Genomic DNA, 20,792 nt, shown 5'->3' on the forward strand with positions numbered 1-20,792 from the left:
AGAGCGCTCGGCACTGCAGCCTGGCAGGCGCTCTGTTGAAAAGATTGAGCGACCTTAGGGCGGGCAGTACCAAAAAAAGGGGTGCATAAAGCTGTGCGCTGAAAAAGCCCGGGTAGTTGCTCCTTCAATGACGACGAGTGATCAGGATACCTCTGTGTGTCTTGCCCCCAGCAAAACCGGTCTATAAGCGCCGTCGGGCGCGGCGTGGGTAAAGGCCGACCATTGCCGTCGGAATTGGTCAAAATTTGTGCTATATTCCGCGCCCGCGATTTTTCATCTCAACACCGGTCACCGTCATGCAAACAGCCAAGCCGTTATTTGACTATCCCAAGTACTGGGCCGAATGTTTCGGTCCTGCGCCATTCCTGCCGATGAGCAGGGAGGAGATGGATCAGCTTGGCTGGGATTCCTGCGACATCATCATCGTCACCGGTGATGCGTATGTGGATCACCCGTCGTTCGGCATGGCGATTATCGGCCGGCTGCTGGAGTCCCAGGGCTTTCGCGTCGGGATCATTGCGCAGCCGAACTGGCAGTCCAAAGACGACTTCATGAAGCTAGGCGAGCCGAACCTGTTCTTCGGCGTCGCGGCCGGCAACATGGACTCGATGATCAACCGCTACACCGCCGACAAGAAAATCCGTTCCGACGACGCCTACACCCCAGGCGGCATGGCCGGCAAACGCCCGGACCGTGCGAGCCTGGTGTACAGCCAGCGTTGCAAGGAAGCCTACAAGAACGTGCCGATCGTGCTTGGCGGCATCGAGGCTTCGCTGCGTCGCATCGCCCACTACGACTACTGGCAGGACCGTGTGCGCAACTCGATCCTGATCGATGCCTGCGCTGACATCCTGCTGTACGGCAACGCCGAGCGGGCTATCGTCGAAGTTGCCCAGCGCCTGTCGTGGGGCCACAAGATCGAAGACATCACCGACGTGCGCGGCACCGCGTTCATTCGACGTGACACGCCTGAGGGCTGGTACGAGGTGGACTCCACGCGTATCGACCGTCCGGGCAAGATCGACAAGATCATCAACCCGTATGTGAATACCCAGGACACCCAGGCCTGCGCCATCGAGCAGGAAAAAGGCCCGGTTGAAGACCCGGAAGAAGCCAAGGTCGTACAAATTCTTGCCAGCCCGCGCATGACCCGTGACAAGACGGTCATTCGTCTGCCGTCCATGGAAAAAGTCCGTGGCGACTCGGTCCTGTACGCCCACGCCAACCGCGTGCTGCACCTGGAAACCAACCCAGGCAACGCCCGTGCTTTGGTGCAGAAGCATGGTGAAGTGGACGTGTGGTTCAACCCGCCGCCCATCCCGATGACCACCGAAGAAATGGACTACGTGTTCGGCATGCCGTACGCCCGCGTCCCGCACCCGGTGTACGGCAAGGAAAAGATCCCGGCCTACGACATGATCCGTTTCTCGGTGAACATCATGCGTGGCTGCTTCGGTGGCTGCACCTTCTGCTCGATCACCGAGCACGAAGGCCGCATCATCCAGAACCGTTCCGAAGAGTCGATCATTCGCGAAATCGAAGAGATCCGCGACAAAGTGCCAGGCTTTACCGGCGTGATCTCCGACCTCGGCGGCCCGACCGCGAACATGTACCGCATCGCCTGCAAAACGCCGGAAATCGAATCCGCGTGCCGCAAGCCGTCGTGCGTGTTCCCGGGCATCTGCCCGAACCTGAACACCGACCACTCGTCATTGATCCAGCTGTATCGCAGCGCCCGTGCGTTGCCCGGTGTGAAGAAAATTCTGATTGCTTCCGGCCTGCGCTACGACCTCGCGGTCGAGTCGCCGGAGTACGTCAAAGAGCTGGTTACCCACCACGTCGGTGGTTACCTCAAGATCGCCCCGGAACACACCGAGGAAGGTCCGCTCAACCAGATGATGAAACCGGGCATTGGCAGCTATGACAAGTTCAAGCGCATGTTCGAGAAGTACACCAAGGAAGCGGGCAAGGAGCAGTACCTGATTCCGTACTTCATCGCCGCCCACCCGGGCACCACCGATGAAGACATGATGAACCTGGCCTTGTGGCTCAAGGGCAATGGCTTCCGCGCCGACCAGGTGCAGGCGTTCTACCCGTCGCCGATGGCCACCGCCACGGCGATGTACCACTCGGGCAAGAACCCGCTGCGCAAGGTCACCTACAAGAGTGACGCGGTGACCATCGTCAAGAGCGAAGATCAGCGCCGTCTGCACAAGGCCTTCCTGCGCTACCACGACCCGAAAGGCTGGCCGATGCTGCGTGAAGCACTCACGCGCATGGGCCGCGCCGATTTGATCGGGCCGGGTAAAGACCAGTTGATTCCGCTGCACCAGCCGTCCACCGACAGCTACCAGAGCGCCCGTCGCAAGAACTCGACGCCAGCTGGCAGCCATAAGGTTGCGAAGGAAACCACCACCAGGATCCTTACCCAGCACACCGGCCTGCCACCGCGCGGCAGTGATGGCAGCAACCCGTGGGACAAGCGTGAGCAAGCCAAGGCGGCAGCCCAGGCGCGTAACAAGCAGGCGGCTAAAGAACGCAGTGATGCGGCGAAGGGCAAGGGCGGTAAGCCTGCGCGCAAACCGGTCGTGCCGCGTTGACCGCAGCCTGAATATGCAAAACGCCAGCCTTGTGCTGGCGTTTTGCTTTCTATTCGGTGGCGTGCCTGTTTGTTAAGGTGGCGCCCATTAGATCGCCTTCGCGAGCAAGCCCGCTCCCACATTTGTCCGAGTTCCAGCATGAGGATGCGGTCGAATGTGGGAGCGGGCTTGCTCGCGAAGGCGTCAGTTCAGGCACTATTCACTTCAAGGAAGAACACCCATGAGCAACCCCCTGCTCTCCATCGGCATGGACTCCAACCGCTCCCAATTCATGGCGCGCCAGCGCATCGAAAGCCAGATCAACCTGCCACGCTTGTTCGCCGCCATCGATGCCGACCCCGGCATTGTCGGCGCCGGTGTGGTGTACATCGACGCCGACTTCAATGTCATCACCCTGCGCGAATTCAAGCCCCTGTGCAGCATCAAGCCCAAGCGCATCATTTTGCGCGAGGCACAGAAGTACATTTCCCCCGCGCAATTTGTGGAACAGGTGAAGACCGACCCCCGTGAAGAACGCCTCAGAAAAGAGGCGTTTGATATGGGCTTGTCGTGCACCGCCGCGATTATCGGTTGGATCGTGGTGTTCAGCGGCAGCGTCGCCGTGCCTTTTACGGCGGGCGCCAGTGCGTTCGTGGTGGGCATTGGCGTGACGGCGGCGCTGGCCAGCAGTGCGCAGTGCGGGTTCGGCGTGGCACGTACCTACAACGAAATCCTCGACCCCGACGCGAACGACCGGATGGATGACGCCGAATGGTTCGGTGCTGTTTCTACAATCCTTGATACGGCCTCCCTGGTGGGGATTGGCACCGGTGCGCTGACCACGGTCAAGCTGCTCAGAGCCAAAAAGGCTGCCGCTTTGGGTAAGAGTTGGTATGAACTGCTCAAGGGTTTGAATCGCCAGGAACGCAAGAAACTGACCAAAGAGCTGCTAAGCCTGCGCGACCCGAGCCTGACGCCCAAGTTGCTCAAGTTGCAGCAGCGAGCAGGCAAACTGACCAAAAGCTTCAGCTCCACAGAAATTCGGCATGCCACCCTGACCCAGATGAAAGACGCGTTGGGCGGCATCCTCGGCATTGTGGGCAGCTACCGCAGCGGTAGCGTGGGCACCGCCACTACCCTTGCAATCGGCTTGTATGAGGACCTCACCGAATGAAAGGTCTCCCCGACATGGGCAGTTTCCTCGCGCGCTATTTCCCGGTGTTCATGGGCACGATCTTCATGGCGATCTTTTCCGGCGCTTCCGCTGTATCCCTCGCCGGCGTGACGTATTTGCGTGGTGTCGATCCGTCGCTTAAATCCGACTACTCCGGCCTGGCGATTTTGCTGCTGGTGGCAGTACTGGTGTTTGGCAACGTGATGGTTGCGCGTGGCCGCCCCTGGGCCACCGGCTTGGTGGCGGGTTACCTGGGCTGCTGCCTGCTGTTCGTGCTGCCGATGATTCAGTACCCCATTCCCAAGCTGGTCTATGGCTCGGCGGTGCTCTTTCCGCTGTTTGGGCTGTTGTTGCTCAACAGCAAGCGTCACCGCGAAATGCGCAACAAACTGTTGGAAGTCCGCCATCTTCGTCAGGCAATAATCGCCGCGCGTAAAAAACGCTAGCCCAAGGATGCCACCTGAATCGTCGACCACGTGCTGAGTGAGTCGACCGGCGGTGTCACATTTTGACATTCTGGCGAATATTCCAACCGTATTTGACCGCGCCGCCGTCCTTGCCACCGTCAGCTTTCTGCGGCTGATAGCTGACTTCGACCGTGGCGAAGTTCAGGCCGATCACCTCGGTCAGTGTATCGCTGGTTGTCACTGCGTCGGTTTAGTAGGAGGTCACCATGACTTCCTTCATCGTGATCAGCAGATACTCCACGGCATTACTGCCTCCGGCCTTGCGCACCACCAGCCGCGCCTCCGGGTAATGCTTGCCGGTGGAGCAGGCCATCATCAGGTTGGGTGAAGACTTGTCCATGACCTTGGTGATCACCAGGTTTTGAATGTCGACCTTGCCGGCACCGCCGCCGCTGCCGCTGTGCATCGAACCTGTCTGAGACATGCCCCGGCCCCATTTGCTGATCGCGATTTCGTCGCGGTGCACCTGATCCTTGGATTCGCCCTTGATGTCTCCCAGCTTCAAAAACATATCAGTCGCCATCATCGTTCCCTGTTTTGGTGTTCACCCGAATGGGTGTGGGGCGCACTCTTTCTTATTTGGGGTATGACCTACAAAGTGCTCAGCCACGATAAAGAAGCGCCTTTCCGGATAAAGCGAAGCTTCTGACATTTTTAGGCGATGCCCAGTCTTTACCCTCTGCGCTCTTGTGAAAAAGCGGAGTAAAGGGATGACTTCCAGCCTGTTGAAAGACGGTTTCCCCAGTGCCCATTTGCCGACGCGGCAATGGGTCGAAAGCAGTTTTGATCTGCGCAAGTTGTTTGCCGCCATTGATGCCGATCCGGCGATTGTCGGCGCGGGGGTGGTGTACCTCGACGCTCAGTGGCGGGCGATGGTGTTGCGTGAGTTTCAGCCGATTTGCAGTGTTGCACCGAAGAAAGTGATTTTGCGCGAGGCGCCCAGTTACATCGGGCGGGTGGAATTTGCGCGGCGGTTGGCGAATGAGCCGCGTGAGTCGCAGGTGGCATTTGAGGCGGTGAATACGGGGTTGGCGTGTACTTCGGCGGTGATTAGTTGGTTGGTGATGCGGGCGGCTCTGCGTTGGGCCCCTTCACCTTCGGGGCTACTGGGGTGGTTGCTGTGATTGGCTATACGTCAGCAGTCGCCAGCTCGCTTCAGTGCTGGATTAGCGGTCGCCGGACTAGAAACGAAATGAATGACCCTGCCCTTAACGACGCTATGGACAACGAGCCATGGTATCAGTCCGTAGTGGTTGGGCTGGATGCGGTTTCTTTGTTGGGTGCTGGTACTTCCGCGATGTCGACAATCCGATTCGTCAACATGCTGAAAAAGGCAACCGGGAAAACCACGCAACAGGTGCTTGAAGGCTTGAGTCGGCAAGAACGGGCAAAGCTCACCAGGGAGCTGCTGAGTATCAATCATCCGGGAATAACCCGAAAAATGATCAAGCTGAAACAAATCGCTGGTGAGATGCCAAAGCGCTACACGTCGGCGGAAATAAGGAATGGGACGCTCTTGCAGATGCTTGATGCCCTCGGCGCTGCATCTGCTGTTGCTGGCAGCGTACGGTCCGGGAATATCCGGATCATTGCCGTTGGGCTGTATGAGGAGATTTCAGAATGAGGCTTATCACAAGGAAGTATCTTGTCCCTATCCGGCCTTTTCTGGCTCGTAATTTTCCCGTGCTTATTGGTGTAATTCTTTCGGCTTTATTCGGCAGTTCCGCTGTTATCGTACTGGTGGAAAACTATTATTTACCCTCGTTATCGAATGCGGATGCTGAGATTACCGGCTTGGTGTTGGTCGTCTTTATTACCCACTGCAATTTCATGATTATCTATGGGCGACCGAAATGGGCCTGGGGCATGTACGGCCTTTTCATCGCCTGCCTATTGGTTGCAGTGCCGGGCTTTCATTTTTCACCGCACTTGTTCATTTACTTTGAATGCTTCTTCTGGCCGATACTCGGCCTGCTTCTACTGCGTAGCAAACGCCATCAGGAAATGCGTGCCGCCTATGTAGAAGTTCGCCACATGCGCGTAAAAGTCCAGGCAGCCATCAACAAACGCCGCAAACACGAGCGCGCAATCATCAGAATAAAAAAACCGAGGTAATTCCCCACCTCATCGCCCACCCAATCGCTACCGCCGCACCCACCCGCGCCACAAATCTGTGCAACCCTTGCACCATAACCGCAGCCATGGCGCCGTTTTGGTGCTGTACTGCACCGGGTCTTACGATAAAGCGCAATGACAGCCGCTCTGGCATAAGTCTTGCGCGCTTTGTGTCCATGCCCTGGCTCGCAGGAGGCCGCCGTGTCGATTCATGTCGCGTTGCACCACGTTACGCATTACCGCTACGACCGCGCTGTCGAACTCGGCCCACAGATCGTGCGCTTGCGCCCGGCTGCCCATAGCCGCACGCGGATCTTGTCTTACGCGCTCAAAGTGCTGCCCGAGCAGCACTTCATCAATTGGCAGCAGGACCCGCAGGGCAATTACCTGGCGCGTTTGGTATTCCCGGAAAAGACCGACGAGCTGCGCATCGAAGTAGACCTTGTTGCCGAGATGGCGGTGTTCAACCCGTTCGACTTTTTCCTCGAGCCCTACGCCGAAAAAATCCCCTTCAGCTACGCCGCCGATGAGCAGCGCGAGCTGGCGCCGTACCTGGAAACCTTGCCGCTGACGCCAAAGTTTGCCGCCTACCTGGCGGGTATCGACCGCACGCCGCTGCCGGCGGTGGATTTTCTGGTAGGCCTCAATCAGCGCCTGGCGGCCGACATCGGCTATTTGATCCGCATGGAGCCGGGCGTACAAACCCCGGAATTCACCTTGGGCGCCGCTTCCGGCTCCTGCCGCGATTCGGCGTGGCTGCTGGTGCAATTGCTGCGCAACCTGGGGTTGGCGGCGCGGTTTGTGTCGGGCTACTTGATCCAGCTCACCGCCGACGTCAAAGCCCTTGATGGCCCGTCCGGCACCGAGGTCGATTTCACCGACCTGCACGCGTGGTGCGAGGTGTATTTGCCCGGTGCGGGCTGGATCGGCCTGGACGCCACCTCTGGGCTGTTCGCCGGTGAAGGGCATATACCATTGGCCTGTAGCCCCGATCCTTCTTCCGCTGCGCCAATCAGCGGGCTGGTGGAACCCTGCGAGTGCGAGTTTACCCACGAGATGTCGGTGGAGCGCATTTGGGAAGCGCCGCGTGTCACCAAGCCCTACACCGAAGAACAATGGCTGGCGATTCAGGCGTTGGGCCGGCAGATCGACGCCGACCTGCTCAAGGATGACGTACGCCTGACCATGGGCGGCGAGCCGACCTTCGTGTCCATCGACGACCCCGACGGCGCCGAGTGGAATACCGCAGCCCTCGGGCCGGACAAGCGCCGGCTGTCCGCTGAGCTGTTCCAGCGCATGCGTGCCCATTACGCGCCGAAAGGCCTGGTGCATTTTGGCCAGGGCAAGTGGTACCCCGGCGAGCAACTGCCGCGCTGGTCGCTCAATTGCTACTGGCGCCGCGACGGCGTGCCGATCTGGCATAACAGTGCGTTGGTCGCCGATGAGCAACAGGACTACGGCGCCGATGGCGCGATGGCTGGGCGCTTCCTCGCCAGTGTCGCCGAGCGCCTTAAACTGCCGGCACGTTTTGTGTTCCCGGCCTTCGAAGACAACTTCTACTACCTGTGGCGCGAGGGTGCGCTGCCGCAAAACGTCACCGCCCAGGATCCACGCCTGAGTGATGACCTGGAGCGCGAGCGCCTGCGCAAAGTGTTCAGCCAAGGCCTGGATAAAGTCATCGGCCAAGTGCTGCCACTGGCGCGCACGCCAGCCAATGACCGCTGGCAGAGCGGGCGCTGGTACCTGCGTGACAACCACTGCCGCCTGGTGCCGGGCGACTCGCCGTTGGGCTATCGCCTGCCGTTGGCCTCGCAACCGTGGGTGACGGCGGCGGAGTATCCGTTTGTGCATCCCACCGACCCGAATCAGGATCAGCCGGAACTGCCGACCACCGCGCAACTGCAAAGCCATGACACGCCTGCGCCGAGTGACGAGCGTGTGCCGAAGGTCGACGAGTCCGCCGACTGGCTGACCCGCACCGCTTTGTGTGGCGAAGCGCGGGAAGGGCGTTTGTACCTGTTTATGCCGCCGCTGGAGCGCGTCGAGGATTACCTGGAGTTGGTGGCCGCCATCGAAGCCACCGCCGAAGAGCTGCATTGCCCGGTATTGCTGGAAGGTTACGAACCGCCGTTCGATACACGCTTGAGCAACTTCCGGGTCACGCCGGATCCGGGTGTGATCGAGGTCAATGTGCAGCCATCCGCCACCTGGGATGAGCTGGTGGAACGCACCGAGTTCCTCTACGAAGAGGCGCGGCAAACCCGCCTGACCACCGAGAAGTTCATGATCGACGGGCGCCACACCGGCACCGGCGGTGGTAACCACTTTGTGCTGGGTGGCGCGACGCCGAAAGACTCGCCGTTCCTGCGCCGCCCGGATTTGCTGCGCAGCCTGATCAGTTACTGGCATAACCATCCGTCCTTGTCGTATCTGTTTTCCGGGCTGTTTATCGGCCCGACCTCCCAGGCGCCACGGGTGGATGAAGCGCGTAACGACGCGCTGTATGAGCTGGAAATCGCCTTCGCACAAATGCCCGAGCCTGGCGAGGAATGCCCGCCGTGGCTGGTCGACCGGCTGTTGCGCAACCTGCTGATCGATGTGACCGGCAATACTCATCGCGCCGAATTCTGCATCGACAAACTCTATTCGCCCGATGGCGCCACCGGCCGCCTGGGCCTGTTGGAACTGCGCGCATTTGAAATGCCGCCCCATGCGCGCATGAGCCTCACCCAGCAACTGCTGCTGCGCGCCTTGGTCGCGCGTTTCTGGCGCGAACCCTATGCACCGCCAAAACTGGCGCGCTGGGGCACTGAGCTGCACGACCGCTTTTTGCTGCCGCACTTTATCGAGCAGGATTTTGCCGACGTGATCGTCGAACTCAACGCTGCCGGTTACCCGCTGCGTGCCGAATGGTTTGCCGCGCACCTGGCGTTTCGTTTCCCCAAGGTCGGCGACTATGCCGTCAGCGGCATCGAGCTGGAGTTGCGCCAGGCGTTGGAGCCTTGGCACGTGCTGGGCGAAGAAGGCGCCGTGGGTGGCACGGTGCGTTACGTGGACTCATCCCTGGAACGCTTGCAGGTGAAGTTGAGCGGCTTGGCGCCGCAGCGCTATCTGCTGACCTGCAACGGCATCCCGGTGCCGTTGCAGCCGACCGGGCGTATCGGCGAGTTCGTCGCCGGCGTGCGTTATCGCGCCTGGCAACCGGCCCACTGTTTGCAACCGACCATCGCGGTGCACGCGCCGTTGGTGTTCGACTTGCTCGATACCTGGATGCAACGCTCGCTGGGCGGCTGCCAGTACCACGTCGCGCATCCGGGTGGGCGCAATTACGACAGCTTGCCGGTGAATGCCAATGAGGCGGAAAGCCGGCGCATGGCGCGGTTTTTCCGCTTGGGGCATAGCCCTGGCAAGCTGCCTGTGCCGCCTTTGGTGATTAACGATGAACTACCGATGACCCTGGATTTGCGGCGTTTCCCCAATAAGAAATGACCAATCCAAATGTGGGAGCTGGCTTGTTGTGGAGAGGGAGCAAGCTCCCTCGCCACAACAAGCCAGCTCCCACATTAGATTGCAGTGAATTTGATTTAAACTGACTTCCCTTGCCTCTGCCGAGCGTTCCATGCCCGATTTGCTCGACCGTTACCCGCTCACTGCGGGCACCTATCACGAACTGCTCGACGACAGTGGCGCGGTGCGTGCCCATTGGCAGCGCCTGCTCGATCACCTGCAACGCAGTACGCCTGTGCAACTGGCCCAGCGCCAGGCGTTGCTGACGCGGCAGATCCAGGAAAACGGCGTGACCTACAACGTCTACGCCGACCCCAAAGGCGCCGACCGCCCGTGGGAGCTGGACTTGCTGCCCCATGTGCTGGCCGCCGATGAGTGGCAGCACCTGTCGGCCGGCATCGCCCAGCGGGCGCGGTTGCTCAATGCCGTGCTGGCCGACCTGTACGGCCCTCAGCGCCTGATCAAGGAAGGTTTGCTCCCGCCCGAACTGGTGTTTGGGCACAACAACTTCCTGTGGCCGTGCCAGGGCATTCAACCGCCGGACGGCGCGTTTCTGCACCTGTATGCCGTGGACCTGGCGCGCACCCCGGATGGCCGTTGGTGGGTCACCGCCGACCGTACCCAGGCGCCCTCGGGCGCAGGTTACGCGCTGGAAAACCGCACCATCGTATCCCGTGCGTTCCCGGATCTGTACCGTGATTTGCAGGTTCAACACCTCACCGGTTTCTTCCGTACGCTCCAGGAAACCCTGGCCCGCCAGGCGCCCGGTGATGACCAGCCGCCGCTGATCGTGCTGCTCACGCCGGGGCGTTTCAACGAAAGCTATTTCGAACACCTCTACCTCGCACGCCAGCTCGGCTACCCGCTGGTAGAAGGCGGCGACCTCACGGTGCGCGACAGCACGGTGTTCCTCAAAACCCTTAGCGGCCTGCGCCGGGTGCACGCGATTATGCGGCGCCTGGACGACGACTTCTGCGACCCGCTGGAGCTGCGCACCGACTCGGCCCTGGGCGTGCCCGGCCTGCTGGACGCGGTGCGTCAGGGCAATGTGCTGGTGGCCAATGCCTTGGGCAGCGGCGTGCTGGAGTCGCCCGGTTTGCTCGGCTTTCTGCCGAAGATCAACGAGTTCTTGTTTGGTGAGGAACTGATCCTGCCGTCCATCGCCACCTGGTGGTGCGGCGAGGCGCCGGTGCTGGCCGAAGCCTTGGAAAAGCTGCCGGAATTGCTGATCAAACCGGCGTTCCCCTCGCAAAGTTTCGCGCCGGTATTCGGCCGCGATTTGAACGACGAACAACGCCTGGCCCTGGCCGAGCGCATGCGTGCGCGGCCTTACGCCTATGTGGCCCAAGAGCTGGCGCAACTGTCCCAGGCGCCGGTGTGGCACACCGTCGACGACCATCTGCAACACCGCGCCATCGGCATGCGCGTGTACGCGGTGGCCAGCGCTGACGGCTACCGCGTATTGCCCGGTGGCCTGACTCGTGTGGCGGCGGAGGCGGATGCCGAAGTGGTGTCGATGCAACGTGGTGGCGCGAGTAAAGACACCTGGGTACTGGGCGACCGCGCCGTCGGCGGCGAGCATTGGCGCGCACAACGGGCGATTGGCGTGCACGACCTGGTGCGGCGCGATCCTTATCTGCCGTCGCGCGTGGTGGAAAACCTGTTCTGGTTTGGCCGTTACTGCGAGCGCTGTGATGACAGCGCGCGCTGGCTGCGCATTGTGCTGGCACGCTATGTCGATGGCGACGACCCGCAAGCCTTGCAGGCCGCTGTCGAACTGGGCGAGACCTTGCGCTTGTTGCCGGAGGAGGGCGAGTTGCCCGAGCGCCTGCTTGCCGCGTTGCTAGGCGATGACTGGCCGTCGAGCCTGCGCGCCAACCTGCAGCGCTTGCAGTGGGCGGCGTCCCAGGTGCGCGGCAAGTTGTCTCGCGAGAACTGGCAAGCGCTGGTGGAGTTGCAACGCGAAGCCCTGGAGCTGGAAAGCGAGACCCCGGATTTTGGCGAGTTGCTGGATTTCCTCAACCGCTTGGTGATGTCCCTGGCGGCCTTGTCCGGCTTCGCCCTGGACGACATGACCCGCGACGAAGGCTGGCGCTTTTTGATGATGGGCCGGCGTATCGAGCGCCTGCAATTTCTCAGCAGCAGCCTCGCCGCGTTCCTGCGTGGCGTGGCGGTGTTTGATCAGGCCGGGCTGGAATGGCTGCTGGAGCTGGGCAACAGCAGCATCACCTATCGCTCGCGCTACCTGGCAGTGCCGCAACTGATCCCGGTGCTCGACTTGTTGCTGCTCGATGAACAGAACCCCCATGCGGTGTTGTTCCAGTTGAAGCTGGTCAGCCGCACCCTGCGGCGTCTCAATGATGACTTTGGGGTGCCCCGGGAAACCGGACTGGCACCGTTGGTGGAGCGCCTGTCGCGTTTCGACCTGGGTTGCCTGGAGAACCCGCTGTTCGGCGAATCCAGCGTGCGTGCCGCGTTGGACGGCCTGGCCGACCTGCTGCAAGCGGTCGCCGATGAAAGCGGGCAAGTGTCGGATCGCCTGGCGTTGCGCCACTTTGCCCATGTGGATGATGTCAGCCAGCAAACGGTGTCGGTGTGATGAGTGCGCGCTACCAGATTTTTCACGATACCCATTACCACTACGACAGCCCGGTGTCCCTGGCTCAGCAGCTTGCTCATCTGTGGCCGCGTCCGTGCGCGTGGCAGCGCTGCAGTTCCCAGCAATTGGATATCAGCCCGCAGCCGTCGTCGCGCCGCGATGAGCTGGACGTGTTCGGTAACCCGATCACCCGGCTGGCGTTTGAACGGCCCCATGATGAATTGCTGGTGAATGCCGGGCTGACCGTGGAAGTGCTGGCGCGGGCGGCGCTGGATTTTCAGCAGTCGCCGGCTTGGGACCAAACCCGCGACAGCCTGACCTACAGCAGCCAGGTGCTGTCGTCTGAGATGCTTGAAGCCTGTCGTTATCGCTTCGAATCGCCCTACGTACACCTGAAGAACACCTTCGTCGAGTTCTCCGAAAGTTGCTTCCCGCCAGGCGTGCCCTTGCTGCTGGGCGTGCAGGCCCTGATGCAGAAGATCTTCAGCGAATTCACCTTCGATGCCGAAGCCACCCAGGTCGCCACGCCCTTGGTGGAAGTGCTGGAACGCCGACGCGGCGTGTGCCAGGACTTCGCCCACCTGATGCTCGCGTGCCTGCGCTCGCGGGGCCTGGCGGCGCGTTACATCAGCGGCTACCTGCTGACCCAGCCACCGCCCGGCCAGCCACGTCTGATCGGCGCCGATGCATCCCACGCGTGGGTCTCGGTGTTTTGCCCGGTGGCGGGCTGGGTGGATTTTGATCCGACAAACAACGTGCAGCCTGCACTGGAGCACATCACCTTGGCCTGGGGCCGTGATTTCTCGGATGTGTCGCCGTTGCGTGGGGTGATTCTGGGAGGAGGGAACCATGACCCGGAGGTGCGGGTGACGGTGATGCCGCTGGAGTAACAGTGGGTTGTGGTGAGCAGGGAGGGCCTGCTCACCCCAACAAAATTTATTCAGCCGGGTCTTTCGGTGTCTCGGTGTCATCAGCAGCCACTTCACCTTCAGCATCCGGGTTCAGTGCACCTGCTTCTTCATCTGCAGCGGCTTTCTTGCGTTGCAGCTTTTCCTCTTTCTTCTGCTCCTTGGCCAAGTCTCTCTGACGTTTGGCGAAGGAGTAATTAGGTTTGGCCATGGGCGATCCTCTAGGGTCGAAGGTGAGGGTGGGCGGCGCGCAGCTGCCTTGGGTCGCTATGGTAGCAGCTTAGCAGCGCGATTGGCCTTCACTTACCGCAGGCATACGCGGCCAGCAGGCCGTTGAAGAATTGATTGAGGTGCATGGCAGACGCTCCGGTGGGTGATGGAGCGATCATAGGCGGGTGGCTGTTGTTTGGCTGGTAGATTGTGTTGATCAGTCTGATAGCCTAAAGTTGTATACAATCTGTTGATTCAGATCATAAGAATTTCAGCCTGCTTGAGGCACCCTAGTCGCAATACGCGTTTTTTAAACCCTGCCTTGGAGATTCACATGTTTGCCAAAATCGTTGCTGTTTCCCTGCTGACACTGGCGAGCGGCCAGTTGCTTGCTGCAGAGTGCGCGGTCACTGTTGATTCCACCGACCAGATGTCCTTCAACACCAAAGAAATCACCATCGACAAGAGCTGCAAGAAGTTCACCGTGAACCTTGAGCACTCCGGCAGCTTGCCGAAAAACGTCATGGGCCATAACTGGGTACTGAGTTCCGCCGCCGACATGCCTGGCGTTGCCAGCGACGGCATGGCCGCCGGTATCGACAAGAACTACCTCAAAGACGGCGACACCCGCATCATCGCCCACACCAAGATCATTGGTGCTGGCGAGAAAGATTCGGTGACCTTCGATGTGTCGAAACTGGTTGCAGGCACGGATTACGCGTTCTTCTGCTCGTTCCCGGGCCACATCTCGATGATGAAAGGCACTGTGGTAGTCAAGTAATACCGCGTTAGCGTTCATCGCAGGCAAGCCAGCTCCCACATTCGACCGCATTCCCTTGTTGGAAAACGGTCAAGTGTGGGAGCTGGCTTGCCTGCGATTGCAATCTAACAAACACCGCCGGACTAACAGGTCTACCTCACGGCGCAAATGGCATGACGCGCTTGTGCTCAGTCTTGCGATACGTGTCGCAGATAATCTTGAACGCTTCCTCACGCACCGGCTCGCCGTGCAGGAACGCATCAATCTCGGCGTAGGTCACCCCGTGTGAAGCCTCGTCCGGTTTGCCCGGCGACAGGTCTTCAAGGTCGGCAGTCGGGATCTTCTCCACCAGCGACTCCGGCGCACCGAAGTGCCGCGCAATCGCGCGCACCTGGTTCTTCACCAGCCCGCTCAACGGCGCGAGGTCGCAGGCACCGTCACCGAACTTGGTGAAAAAGCCCATTACCGCTTCCGCCGCATGGTCAGTGCCGATCACCAAACCACCGGCTGCGCCAGCGATGGTGTACTGCGCCACCATGCGCATACGCGCCTTGGTGTTGCCCAGCACAAAATCACGCGACACCGCCGCCTTGCCTTCAAACGCAGCCACTTCATTGGCCAGGGATTTCACCGCTGGGCCGATGTTCACGGTGTGGCGTTCGTCCGGCTCGATAAAGTCCACCGAAGCCTGGGCATCGTGTTCGTCGAACTGGGTTTCGTAGGGCAGGCGCACCGCGATAAAACGGTAGGCCTCATCACCTGTGCTGGCACGCAGTTCTTTGATTGCACGCTGGGCCAGCAGGCCGGCGGTCAGGGAGTCGACACCGCCGCTGATGCCCAGCACCAAGGTCTTGAGCCCGGAATTGCGCAGGCAGTCCTGGATAAACCCTACGCGGCGCGCCACTTCGGCCTCAAGGGCGGCCTGGTCGTTGAACGGTGCTTGGACCTTGAGCTGCTGCGCAATCTCACGCTGTACGGCTTGCATGATTCACTCCTTGCTGGAAAGGGCAGGTACTTTGAAAACGTGGCGCAAATAGGCGACAAAATTCGGATCGGTGCAGTGGGTCTTGCCCGCTTCATCGGAAATCTTCGCGACGGGCTGGCCATTACAGGCAGTCATTTTAAGCACGATGCTCATCGGTTCAACACCCGGAATGTCACAGGTCAGGTTGGTGCCGATACCGAAGCTGACATTAATGCGCCCACGCAGCGCGCGGAAAATCTCCAGGGCCTTGGGCAGCGTCAGGCTGTCGGAGAACACCAGGGTCTTGCTCATCGGCTCGATGCCGAGCTTGTGGTAGTGGGCGATGGCTTTCTCGGCCCATTGAATCGGGTCACCGGAGTCGTGGCGCAGGCCGTCGAAGAGCTTGGCGAAGTACAGGTCGAAATCGCCCAGGAACGCGTCGGTGGTGATGCAGTCGGTCAGCGCGATGCCGAGCAGGCCACGGTACTCGCGCACCCAGCAGTCGAGCGCGGCGATCTGGCTGTCGATCAGGCGCGGGCCGAGTTGCTGATGGGCCATGATCCATTCGTGGGCCATGGTGCCCAGCGGTTTCATATCGAACTCACGAGCCAGGTGCACGTTGCTGGTGCCGACAAAACGCCCGGGGAAATCGTGCTTGAGCACGCTGACCACTTCTTCCTGCACCCGGTACGAGAAGCGCCGACGGGTGCCGAAGTCGGCGACTTGCAGCTCCGAAAGTTCTTCGCTGCTGGCATTGGCAGACAGCCAGTCGAACTTGCGGTACAGCTGCTCACGGGCCTGTTCGAGGATGACCGTCTGGTAGCGGTAGCGGTTGCGCACTTCGCTGACGATGGCCAGCATCGGCACTTCAAACAGGATCACGTGCAGCCACGGCCCGCGCAGGCGGATAAACAGCTCGCCGTTTTCAATGCCGGTTTGCACATAGCGCAGGTTGAAGCGAAACAGCCCGAGGAAGCGCAAAAAATCCGGCTTCATAAAGCTGATGCGTTCCAGGAAGCCCAACTGGTCGGGGCTCAGGCTCAGCTCGGCGAGGCGTTCGATCTGGTAGCGGATTTCCGCCAGGTACGGGCGCAGGTCTTCACTGTTGCGGCAACGAAACTCCCATTCAACTTCCACGTTCGGGTAGTTGTGCAGCACCGCCTGCATCATGGTCAACTTGTAGAAGTCGGTGTCGAGCAAGTTCTGCACGATGCGATCGGCAAACACACTCTCGCTCATAACGGGAATCTCCAGACGGGTCGGCGATGGGCGCCGGCCTTTACGCACTATTGAGGAATGGTGCTAGTGGCGCATAGACCTGTGGGGTTTTGCCAGTGATTTTTTCAGTGCGGCCACTGGCCTCATCGCAGGCAAGCCAGCTCCCACACTGGAAATGCGTTCCAAATGTGGGAGCTGGCTTGCCTGCGATGACGGTGGTACAGCCCAAAAAGATCTAAACCTGCTCCATCATCCACTTCACAAACTCACGCACCTTGGGCACCTCCGCCGAATGCTCCGGATACGCCAGGTAATACGCATCCTGGCTGGGCATTGCATGCTGCCAGGGAATCACCAGCTTGCCCTCGGCCAGCTCCTCTTCCACCAGAAAGCGCGGCAACAAGGCCACGCCACAGCCCACCTGCGCCGCCCGAATGCACATATAAAAGGTATCAAAACGCGGCCCGTGGTAGCTGTGCTCGGTCTGGTAGCCTTGGCTGGCGAACCAGTCATGCCAGCCCTGCGGTCGCGAGGCGTTCTGCAACAGCACCAGGTTGCTCAGTTGCGTGGGGTCGGTGAATGGCTGCGCGGGCAGGCTCTCCGGCGCGCACACCGGCACCAGCTCTTCGCTGAACAGTTTCAGGCTCTCGGTGCCCGGCCTTGAGCCCTGACCGAAGTAGAAGGCCATGTCGGCCTTGCCTTGCAGCAACTCGTCGGGCTCCTGCTCGTTGCACAGGTCCAGGTGGATTTGCGGATGGCGCAAACGCCAGCCCTTGAGGCGCGGCACCAGCCAGCGAGCGCCGAAGGTGTAGGGCGTGGACACGCGCAGCACTTCGGTCTCGCCGCCGTAGGAGCGCAGGTAGTGGGTGGACATCTCCACTTGCGTGAGGATCTTGCGCACTTCCACCAGGTACAGATCCCCCGCCGGGGTCATCTGCAAGCGGCGGCGCACTCGGCGAAACAAAAGGTGTTGCAGCAATTCTTCCAGCTGCGCCACCTGTTTGCTCACGGCGCTTTGCGTGAGGTTCAGCTCCTCGGCAGCGCGGGTGAAGCTCAGGTGACGGGTGGCGGCTTCGAAACACTGCAGGGCGGTGATCGAGGGCAAATGTCTTTTGTTGAGCACGGCACGCCTCTTTTTATTCTTTGCATGAGTAAACGGAATGATATCTCGCCTAATCGTCGTTTGTTGGCAAGTCTTGGGCCAGCTACAAATAAGCTCTGGATCGCCGTGTCTGTGGCGGCGCGAATTTTCTGTTTGAGTTTGAGGGAGTGACCCATGGTTGCCGCATTGCTTGATCGTCTCGGGGTAAACCCGGCGCTGTACCAGTCGGGTAAACAGCCCGTGCATTCGCCGATTGATGGCAGCCGTATCGGCAGTGTGCACTGGGAAGGTGCCGCTGAAGTGGAGCAGCAGGTCAGTCGCGCCGAGCATGCATTCGAGGCCTGGCGCAAGGTGCCGGCACCGCGTCGCGGTGAGCTGGTACGCCAGTTCGGCGATGTATTGCGCGAATATAAAGCCGACCTGGGCGAACTGGTGTCGTGGGAAGCCGGCAAGATCACCCAGGAAGGCTTGGGTGAAGTGCAGGAGATGATCGACATCTGCGACTTCGCCGTGGGCCTGTCCCGCCAGTTGTACGGCTTGACCATCGCTTCCGAGCGCCCAGGCCACCACATGCGTGAAACCTGGCACCCGCTGGGCGTGGTCGGTGTGATCAGCGCGTTCAACTTCCCGGTCGCCGTGTGGGCGTGGAACACCACACTGGCGCTGGTGTGCGGCAACGCGGTGATCTGGAAACCGTCGGAAAAGACCCCGCTCACCGCACTGGCCTGCCAGGCATTGTTCGAGCGCGTACTGAAGAAGTTCGACGGCGCCCCCCAATACCTCAGCCAAGTGATCATCGGCGGCCGTGACGCCGGTGCGGCGTTGGTGGATGACCCGCGCGTTGCGCTGATCAGCGCCACCGGCAGCACCCGCATGGGCCGCGAAGTGGCGCCCAAAGTCGCCGCACGTTTCGCCCGCAGCATCCTTGAACTGGGCGGCAACAACGCGATGATCCTCGGCCCAAGCGCCGACCTCGACATGGCCGTGCGCGCCATCCTGTTCAGCGCCGTCGGCACTGCCGGCCAGCGTTGCACCACCTTGCGCCGTCTAATCGCCCATGAGTCGGTCAAGGAAGAAATCGTTACCCGCCTCAAGGCCGCCTATTCCAAAGTGCGCATCGGCCACCCGCTGGAAGGCAACCTGATTGGCCCGCTGATCGACAAGCACGGCTTCGAGAATATGCAGGACGCCCTGGAGCAAGCCTTGAGCGAAGGCGGCAAGGTGTTCGGCGGCAAACGCCAGTTGGAAGACAAGTTCCCGAATGCCTACTACGTGTCGCCGGCCATTGTCGAAATGCCCGAGCAAAGCGACGTGGTGTGCACCGAAACCTTCGCGCCGATTCTGTATGTGGTTGGCTACACCGAGTTCACCGAGGCCCTGCGCCTGAACAACGCGGTGCCGCAAGGCCTGTCCTCGTGCATCTTTACCACCGACGTGCGTGAAGCCGAGCAGTTCATGTCGGCGGTGGGCAGTGACTGCGGCATTGCCAACGTCAATATCGGCCCGAGCGGCGCAGAGATTGGTGGCGCGTTTGGTGGCGAGAAAGAGACCGGCGGCGGGCGTGAGTCGGGTTCGGATGCGTGGCGCGGGTATATGCGTCGCCAGACCAATACCGTGAACTACTCGCTGGAATTGCCGCTGGCGCAGGGCATTACCTTCGACTGACTCGGCTGATCGTTCCCGCGCTCCCGCGTGGGAATGCATCCTGTGACGCTCCGCGTCACGAAAAGCGGACGCGGAGCGTCCAGGGCTACGTTCCCACGCAGAGCGTGGGAACGAGCGGTGGTGAACTCATCCCGGAGTCTGGCAATGGCACTACGCGAAACATGTTTGTGGGAACAACTCACCCCAGGCCGGCCTGATCGTGCCGCGCTCAAGGGCGAGGTCAAGGTCGATGTGTGCGTAATCGGCGCCGGCATCACCGGCTTGTCGGCCGCCATCCACCTGCTGGAACAAGGCAAAAGCGTCGCCGTGCTGGAGGCTCATCGCACCGGCCATGGCGGTTCGGGGCGTAACGTCGGGCTGGTCAACGCCGGTATGTGGATCCCGCCGGATGAGATCGAAGCCGGTTTTGGCGAGGCGGTGGGCAGTCAGCTCAACCGCATGCTGGGCGCGGCACCCTCGCTGGTATTCAGCCTGATCGACAAATACAAGATTGATTGCCAACTGCGCCGTGAGGGCACCTTGCACATGGCGCATAACGCCCGTGGCGAGGCGGATTTGCGCAGTCGCGAAGAACAATGGAAGCGCCGTGGCGCCCCCGTCGAGTTGCTCACGGGCCAGGCGTGCGAACAGGCCACCGGCACCAAAAAGATCGCCGCCGCCTTGCTGGACCGGCGCGCGGGCACCTTGAACCCGATGGCCTACACCACTGGCTTGGCCAATGCGGCCCTGGGGCTTGGCGGGCAAATGTTCGATCATTCGCCGGTCACGCAACTTGAGCGCCAAGGCGCACTCTGGTCGGTGCAGACCGCCCAAGGTTCAGTGCAGGCGGCACACGTGGTGATCGCCTCCAATGCCTATACCGAAGGCGAATGGACTGAGCTGCGCCGCAACTTTTTCCCGGGTTACTACTACCAGGTCGCCTCTGCCCCGCTGACGGACGAAGCCGCGCAACAAATCCTCCCTGGCGGGCAGGGCTCATGGGACACGCGCCAGGTGTTAAGCAGCATCCGCCGCGACGCCGATGGCCGTCTATTGCTCGGCAGCCTGGGCAACGGCAACCAGAAACCCACGTGGTTCCTCAAGGCGTGGGCCGATCGGGTGCAGCAGCATTACTTCCCGTACCTCAAATCGGTGCAGTGGGAGTGCACCTGGACCGGCTGCATCGCCTTCACCCCGGACCACCTGATGCGCCTGTTCGAGCCGGCACCCGGTCTGGTCGCCGTCACCGGTTATAACGGGCGTGGCGTGACCACTGGCAGTGTGGTCGGCAAGGCTTTTGCCGACTATTTGTGTCACCAAAACCCACAGGCATTGCCGATCCCCTTTGCGCCCATGCAACCGCTGGCCGGGGTGGGCCTGCGCAGTTGCCTGTATGAAGCGGGGTTCTCGCTGTATCACGCCGGGCAATGCCTGCGGATCGTGGTCTGATCAGCGAAATAGCTGTCAGAAGCCTGCATTTTCTTAGCAGGCTACTAATCTGTATTGGTGCAAGTCGTAGCAATCACGCACTGTAAATGTGCAGTT

General features: G+C 60.8%; 14 protein-coding genes and 2 pseudogenes. 11 read left to right on the forward strand and 5 right to left on the reverse strand.

Annotation, left to right across the window (positions count from 1 at the left end):
- The first annotated feature begins 296 nt into the window (after positions 1–296).
- The 3 genes from K0H48_RS04530 to K0H48_RS04540 all read left to right on the forward strand — a co-directional run bounded on the left by K0H48_RS04530 (position 297) and on the right by K0H48_RS04540 (position 4,199).
- The gene (locus tag K0H48_RS04530) at positions 297–2,600 is read left to right on the forward strand and encodes a YgiQ family radical SAM protein (RefSeq protein WP_138817103.1); all 2,304 of its coding nucleotides are present in this window, start codon (positions 297–299) and stop codon (positions 2,598–2,600) included.
- 220 nt (positions 2,601–2,820) lie between these two features.
- Positions 2,821–3,753, forward strand: coding sequence for an NAD synthetase (locus K0H48_RS04535; RefSeq protein WP_099548100.1), 933 nt, complete (start codon positions 2,821–2,823; stop codon positions 3,751–3,753).
- Complete coding sequence (locus tag K0H48_RS04540; RefSeq protein ID WP_219266553.1) at positions 3,750–4,199, forward strand: hypothetical protein; 450 nt, start codon at positions 3,750–3,752, stop codon at positions 4,197–4,199. Before K0H48_RS04535 ends, K0H48_RS04540 begins: the two co-directional genes overlap by 4 nt.
- 55 nt (positions 4,200–4,254) lie before the next feature.
- On the opposite strand, the pseudogene K0H48_RS04545 reads toward K0H48_RS04540, so the two are convergent.
- A pseudogene (locus K0H48_RS04545) lies at positions 4,255–4,743 on the reverse strand (Hcp family type VI secretion system effector).
- A gap of 187 nt (positions 4,744–4,930) precedes the next feature.
- On the opposite strand from K0H48_RS04545, the pseudogene K0H48_RS04550 reads away from it, so the two are divergent.
- From K0H48_RS04550 to K0H48_RS04570, 5 genes and pseudogenes are all read left to right on the forward strand, one after another.
- Positions 4,931–5,844 (forward strand): annotated as a pseudogene (locus K0H48_RS04550) (NAD synthetase).
- On the forward strand, positions 5,841–6,335 hold the full coding sequence (locus K0H48_RS04555; protein ID WP_219266555.1) for a solute carrier organic anion transporter: 495 nt from the start codon (positions 5,841–5,843) through the stop codon (positions 6,333–6,335). Before K0H48_RS04550 ends, K0H48_RS04555 begins: the two are co-directional and overlap by 4 nt.
- 201 nt (positions 6,336–6,536) lie before the next feature.
- Complete coding sequence (locus K0H48_RS04560) at positions 6,537–9,824, forward strand: transglutaminase family protein (protein ID WP_219266556.1); 3,288 nt, start codon at positions 6,537–6,539, stop codon at positions 9,822–9,824.
- Positions 9,825–9,954: 130 nt separating this feature from the next.
- Positions 9,955–12,441, forward strand: coding sequence for a circularly permuted type 2 ATP-grasp protein (locus K0H48_RS04565; RefSeq protein ID WP_219266558.1), 2,487 nt, complete (start codon positions 9,955–9,957; stop codon positions 12,439–12,441).
- Complete coding sequence (locus K0H48_RS04570; protein WP_219266559.1) at positions 12,441–13,331, forward strand: transglutaminase family protein; 891 nt, start codon at positions 12,441–12,443, stop codon at positions 13,329–13,331. The genes K0H48_RS04565 and K0H48_RS04570 overlap by 1 nt, the downstream gene beginning before the upstream one ends.
- 46 nt (positions 13,332–13,377) lie before the next feature.
- On the opposite strand, the gene K0H48_RS04575 is transcribed toward K0H48_RS04570, so the two are convergent.
- A complete protein-coding gene (locus tag K0H48_RS04575; RefSeq protein ID WP_017138444.1) occupies positions 13,378–13,560 on the reverse strand; it encodes a hypothetical protein in 183 nt (60 codons plus the stop codon).
- A 333-nt stretch (positions 13,561–13,893) separates the two neighbouring features.
- Between K0H48_RS04575 and azu the strand changes: the two genes are divergently transcribed.
- Positions 13,894–14,340 (forward strand): azurin, encoded by a 447-nt coding sequence (gene azu / locus K0H48_RS04580; protein ID WP_138817097.1) that lies wholly within the window; start codon positions 13,894–13,896, stop codon positions 14,338–14,340.
- A 136-nt stretch (positions 14,341–14,476) separates the two neighbouring features.
- On the opposite strand, the gene nadE is transcribed toward azu, so the two are convergent.
- The 3 genes from nadE to K0H48_RS04595 form a co-directional block, all read right to left on the reverse strand.
- Positions 14,477–15,304, reverse strand: a complete 828-nt coding sequence (gene nadE / locus K0H48_RS04585; RefSeq protein WP_219266561.1) for an ammonia-dependent NAD(+) synthetase — start codon at positions 15,302–15,304, stop codon at positions 14,477–14,479.
- Between the two features lie 3 nt (positions 15,305–15,307).
- Positions 15,308–16,522: a nicotinate phosphoribosyltransferase gene (gene pncB / locus K0H48_RS04590; protein ID WP_017138441.1), complete on the reverse strand. Its 1,215-nt coding sequence runs from the start codon at positions 16,520–16,522 to the stop codon at positions 15,308–15,310.
- A 214-nt stretch (positions 16,523–16,736) separates the two neighbouring features.
- On the reverse strand, positions 16,737–17,624 hold the full coding sequence (locus K0H48_RS04595) for a LysR family transcriptional regulator (protein ID WP_058422440.1): 888 nt from the start codon (positions 17,622–17,624) through the stop codon (positions 16,737–16,739).
- 153 nt (positions 17,625–17,777) lie between these two features.
- Between K0H48_RS04595 and K0H48_RS04600 the strand changes: the two genes are divergently transcribed.
- Both K0H48_RS04600 and K0H48_RS04605 read left to right on the forward strand, forming a co-directional pair.
- Complete coding sequence (locus tag K0H48_RS04600; protein WP_138817094.1) at positions 17,778–19,268, forward strand: aldehyde dehydrogenase family protein; 1,491 nt, start codon at positions 17,778–17,780, stop codon at positions 19,266–19,268.
- Between the two features lie 144 nt (positions 19,269–19,412).
- Complete coding sequence (locus K0H48_RS04605) at positions 19,413–20,696, forward strand: FAD-binding oxidoreductase (protein ID WP_219266562.1); 1,284 nt, start codon at positions 19,413–19,415, stop codon at positions 20,694–20,696.
- The last annotated feature ends 96 nt before the right edge of the window (positions 20,697–20,792 follow it).

It is taken from the genome of Pseudomonas sp. Xaverov 259 (genome assembly GCF_019352915.1).
Lineage (GTDB): Bacteria > Pseudomonadota > Gammaproteobacteria > Pseudomonadales > Pseudomonadaceae > Aquipseudomonas.

Bases quoted from the DNA above. Each gene is read 5' to 3' on its own strand.
- K0H48_RS04535 (WP_099548100.1), top strand. From the start codon at position 2,821: ATGAGCAACCCCCTGCTCTCCATCGGCATGGACTCCAACCGCTCCCAA.
- K0H48_RS04575 (WP_017138444.1), bottom strand. From the start codon at position 13,560: ATGGCCAAACCTAATTACTCCTTCGCCAAACGTCAGAGAGACTTGGCC.
- K0H48_RS04565 (WP_219266558.1), top strand. From the start codon at position 9,955: ATGCCCGATTTGCTCGACCGTTACCCGCTCACTGCGGGCACCTATCAC.
- K0H48_RS04600 (WP_138817094.1), top strand. From the start codon at position 17,778: ATGGTTGCCGCATTGCTTGATCGTCTCGGGGTAAACCCGGCGCTGTAC.
- nadE (WP_219266561.1), bottom strand. From the start codon at position 15,304: ATGCAAGCCGTACAGCGTGAGATTGCGCAGCAGCTCAAGGTCCAAGCA.
- K0H48_RS04570 (WP_219266559.1), top strand. From the start codon at position 12,441: ATGAGTGCGCGCTACCAGATTTTTCACGATACCCATTACCACTACGAC.
- K0H48_RS04555 (WP_219266555.1), top strand. From the start codon at position 5,841: ATGAGGCTTATCACAAGGAAGTATCTTGTCCCTATCCGGCCTTTTCTG.
- K0H48_RS04605 (WP_219266562.1), top strand. From the start codon at position 19,413: ATGGCACTACGCGAAACATGTTTGTGGGAACAACTCACCCCAGGCCGG.
- K0H48_RS04530 (WP_138817103.1), top strand. From the start codon at position 297: ATGCAAACAGCCAAGCCGTTATTTGACTATCCCAAGTACTGGGCCGAA.
- K0H48_RS04540 (WP_219266553.1), top strand. From the start codon at position 3,750: ATGAAAGGTCTCCCCGACATGGGCAGTTTCCTCGCGCGCTATTTCCCG.
- azu (WP_138817097.1), top strand. From the start codon at position 13,894: ATGTTTGCCAAAATCGTTGCTGTTTCCCTGCTGACACTGGCGAGCGGC.
- pncB (WP_017138441.1), bottom strand. From the start codon at position 16,522: ATGAGCGAGAGTGTGTTTGCCGATCGCATCGTGCAGAACTTGCTCGAC.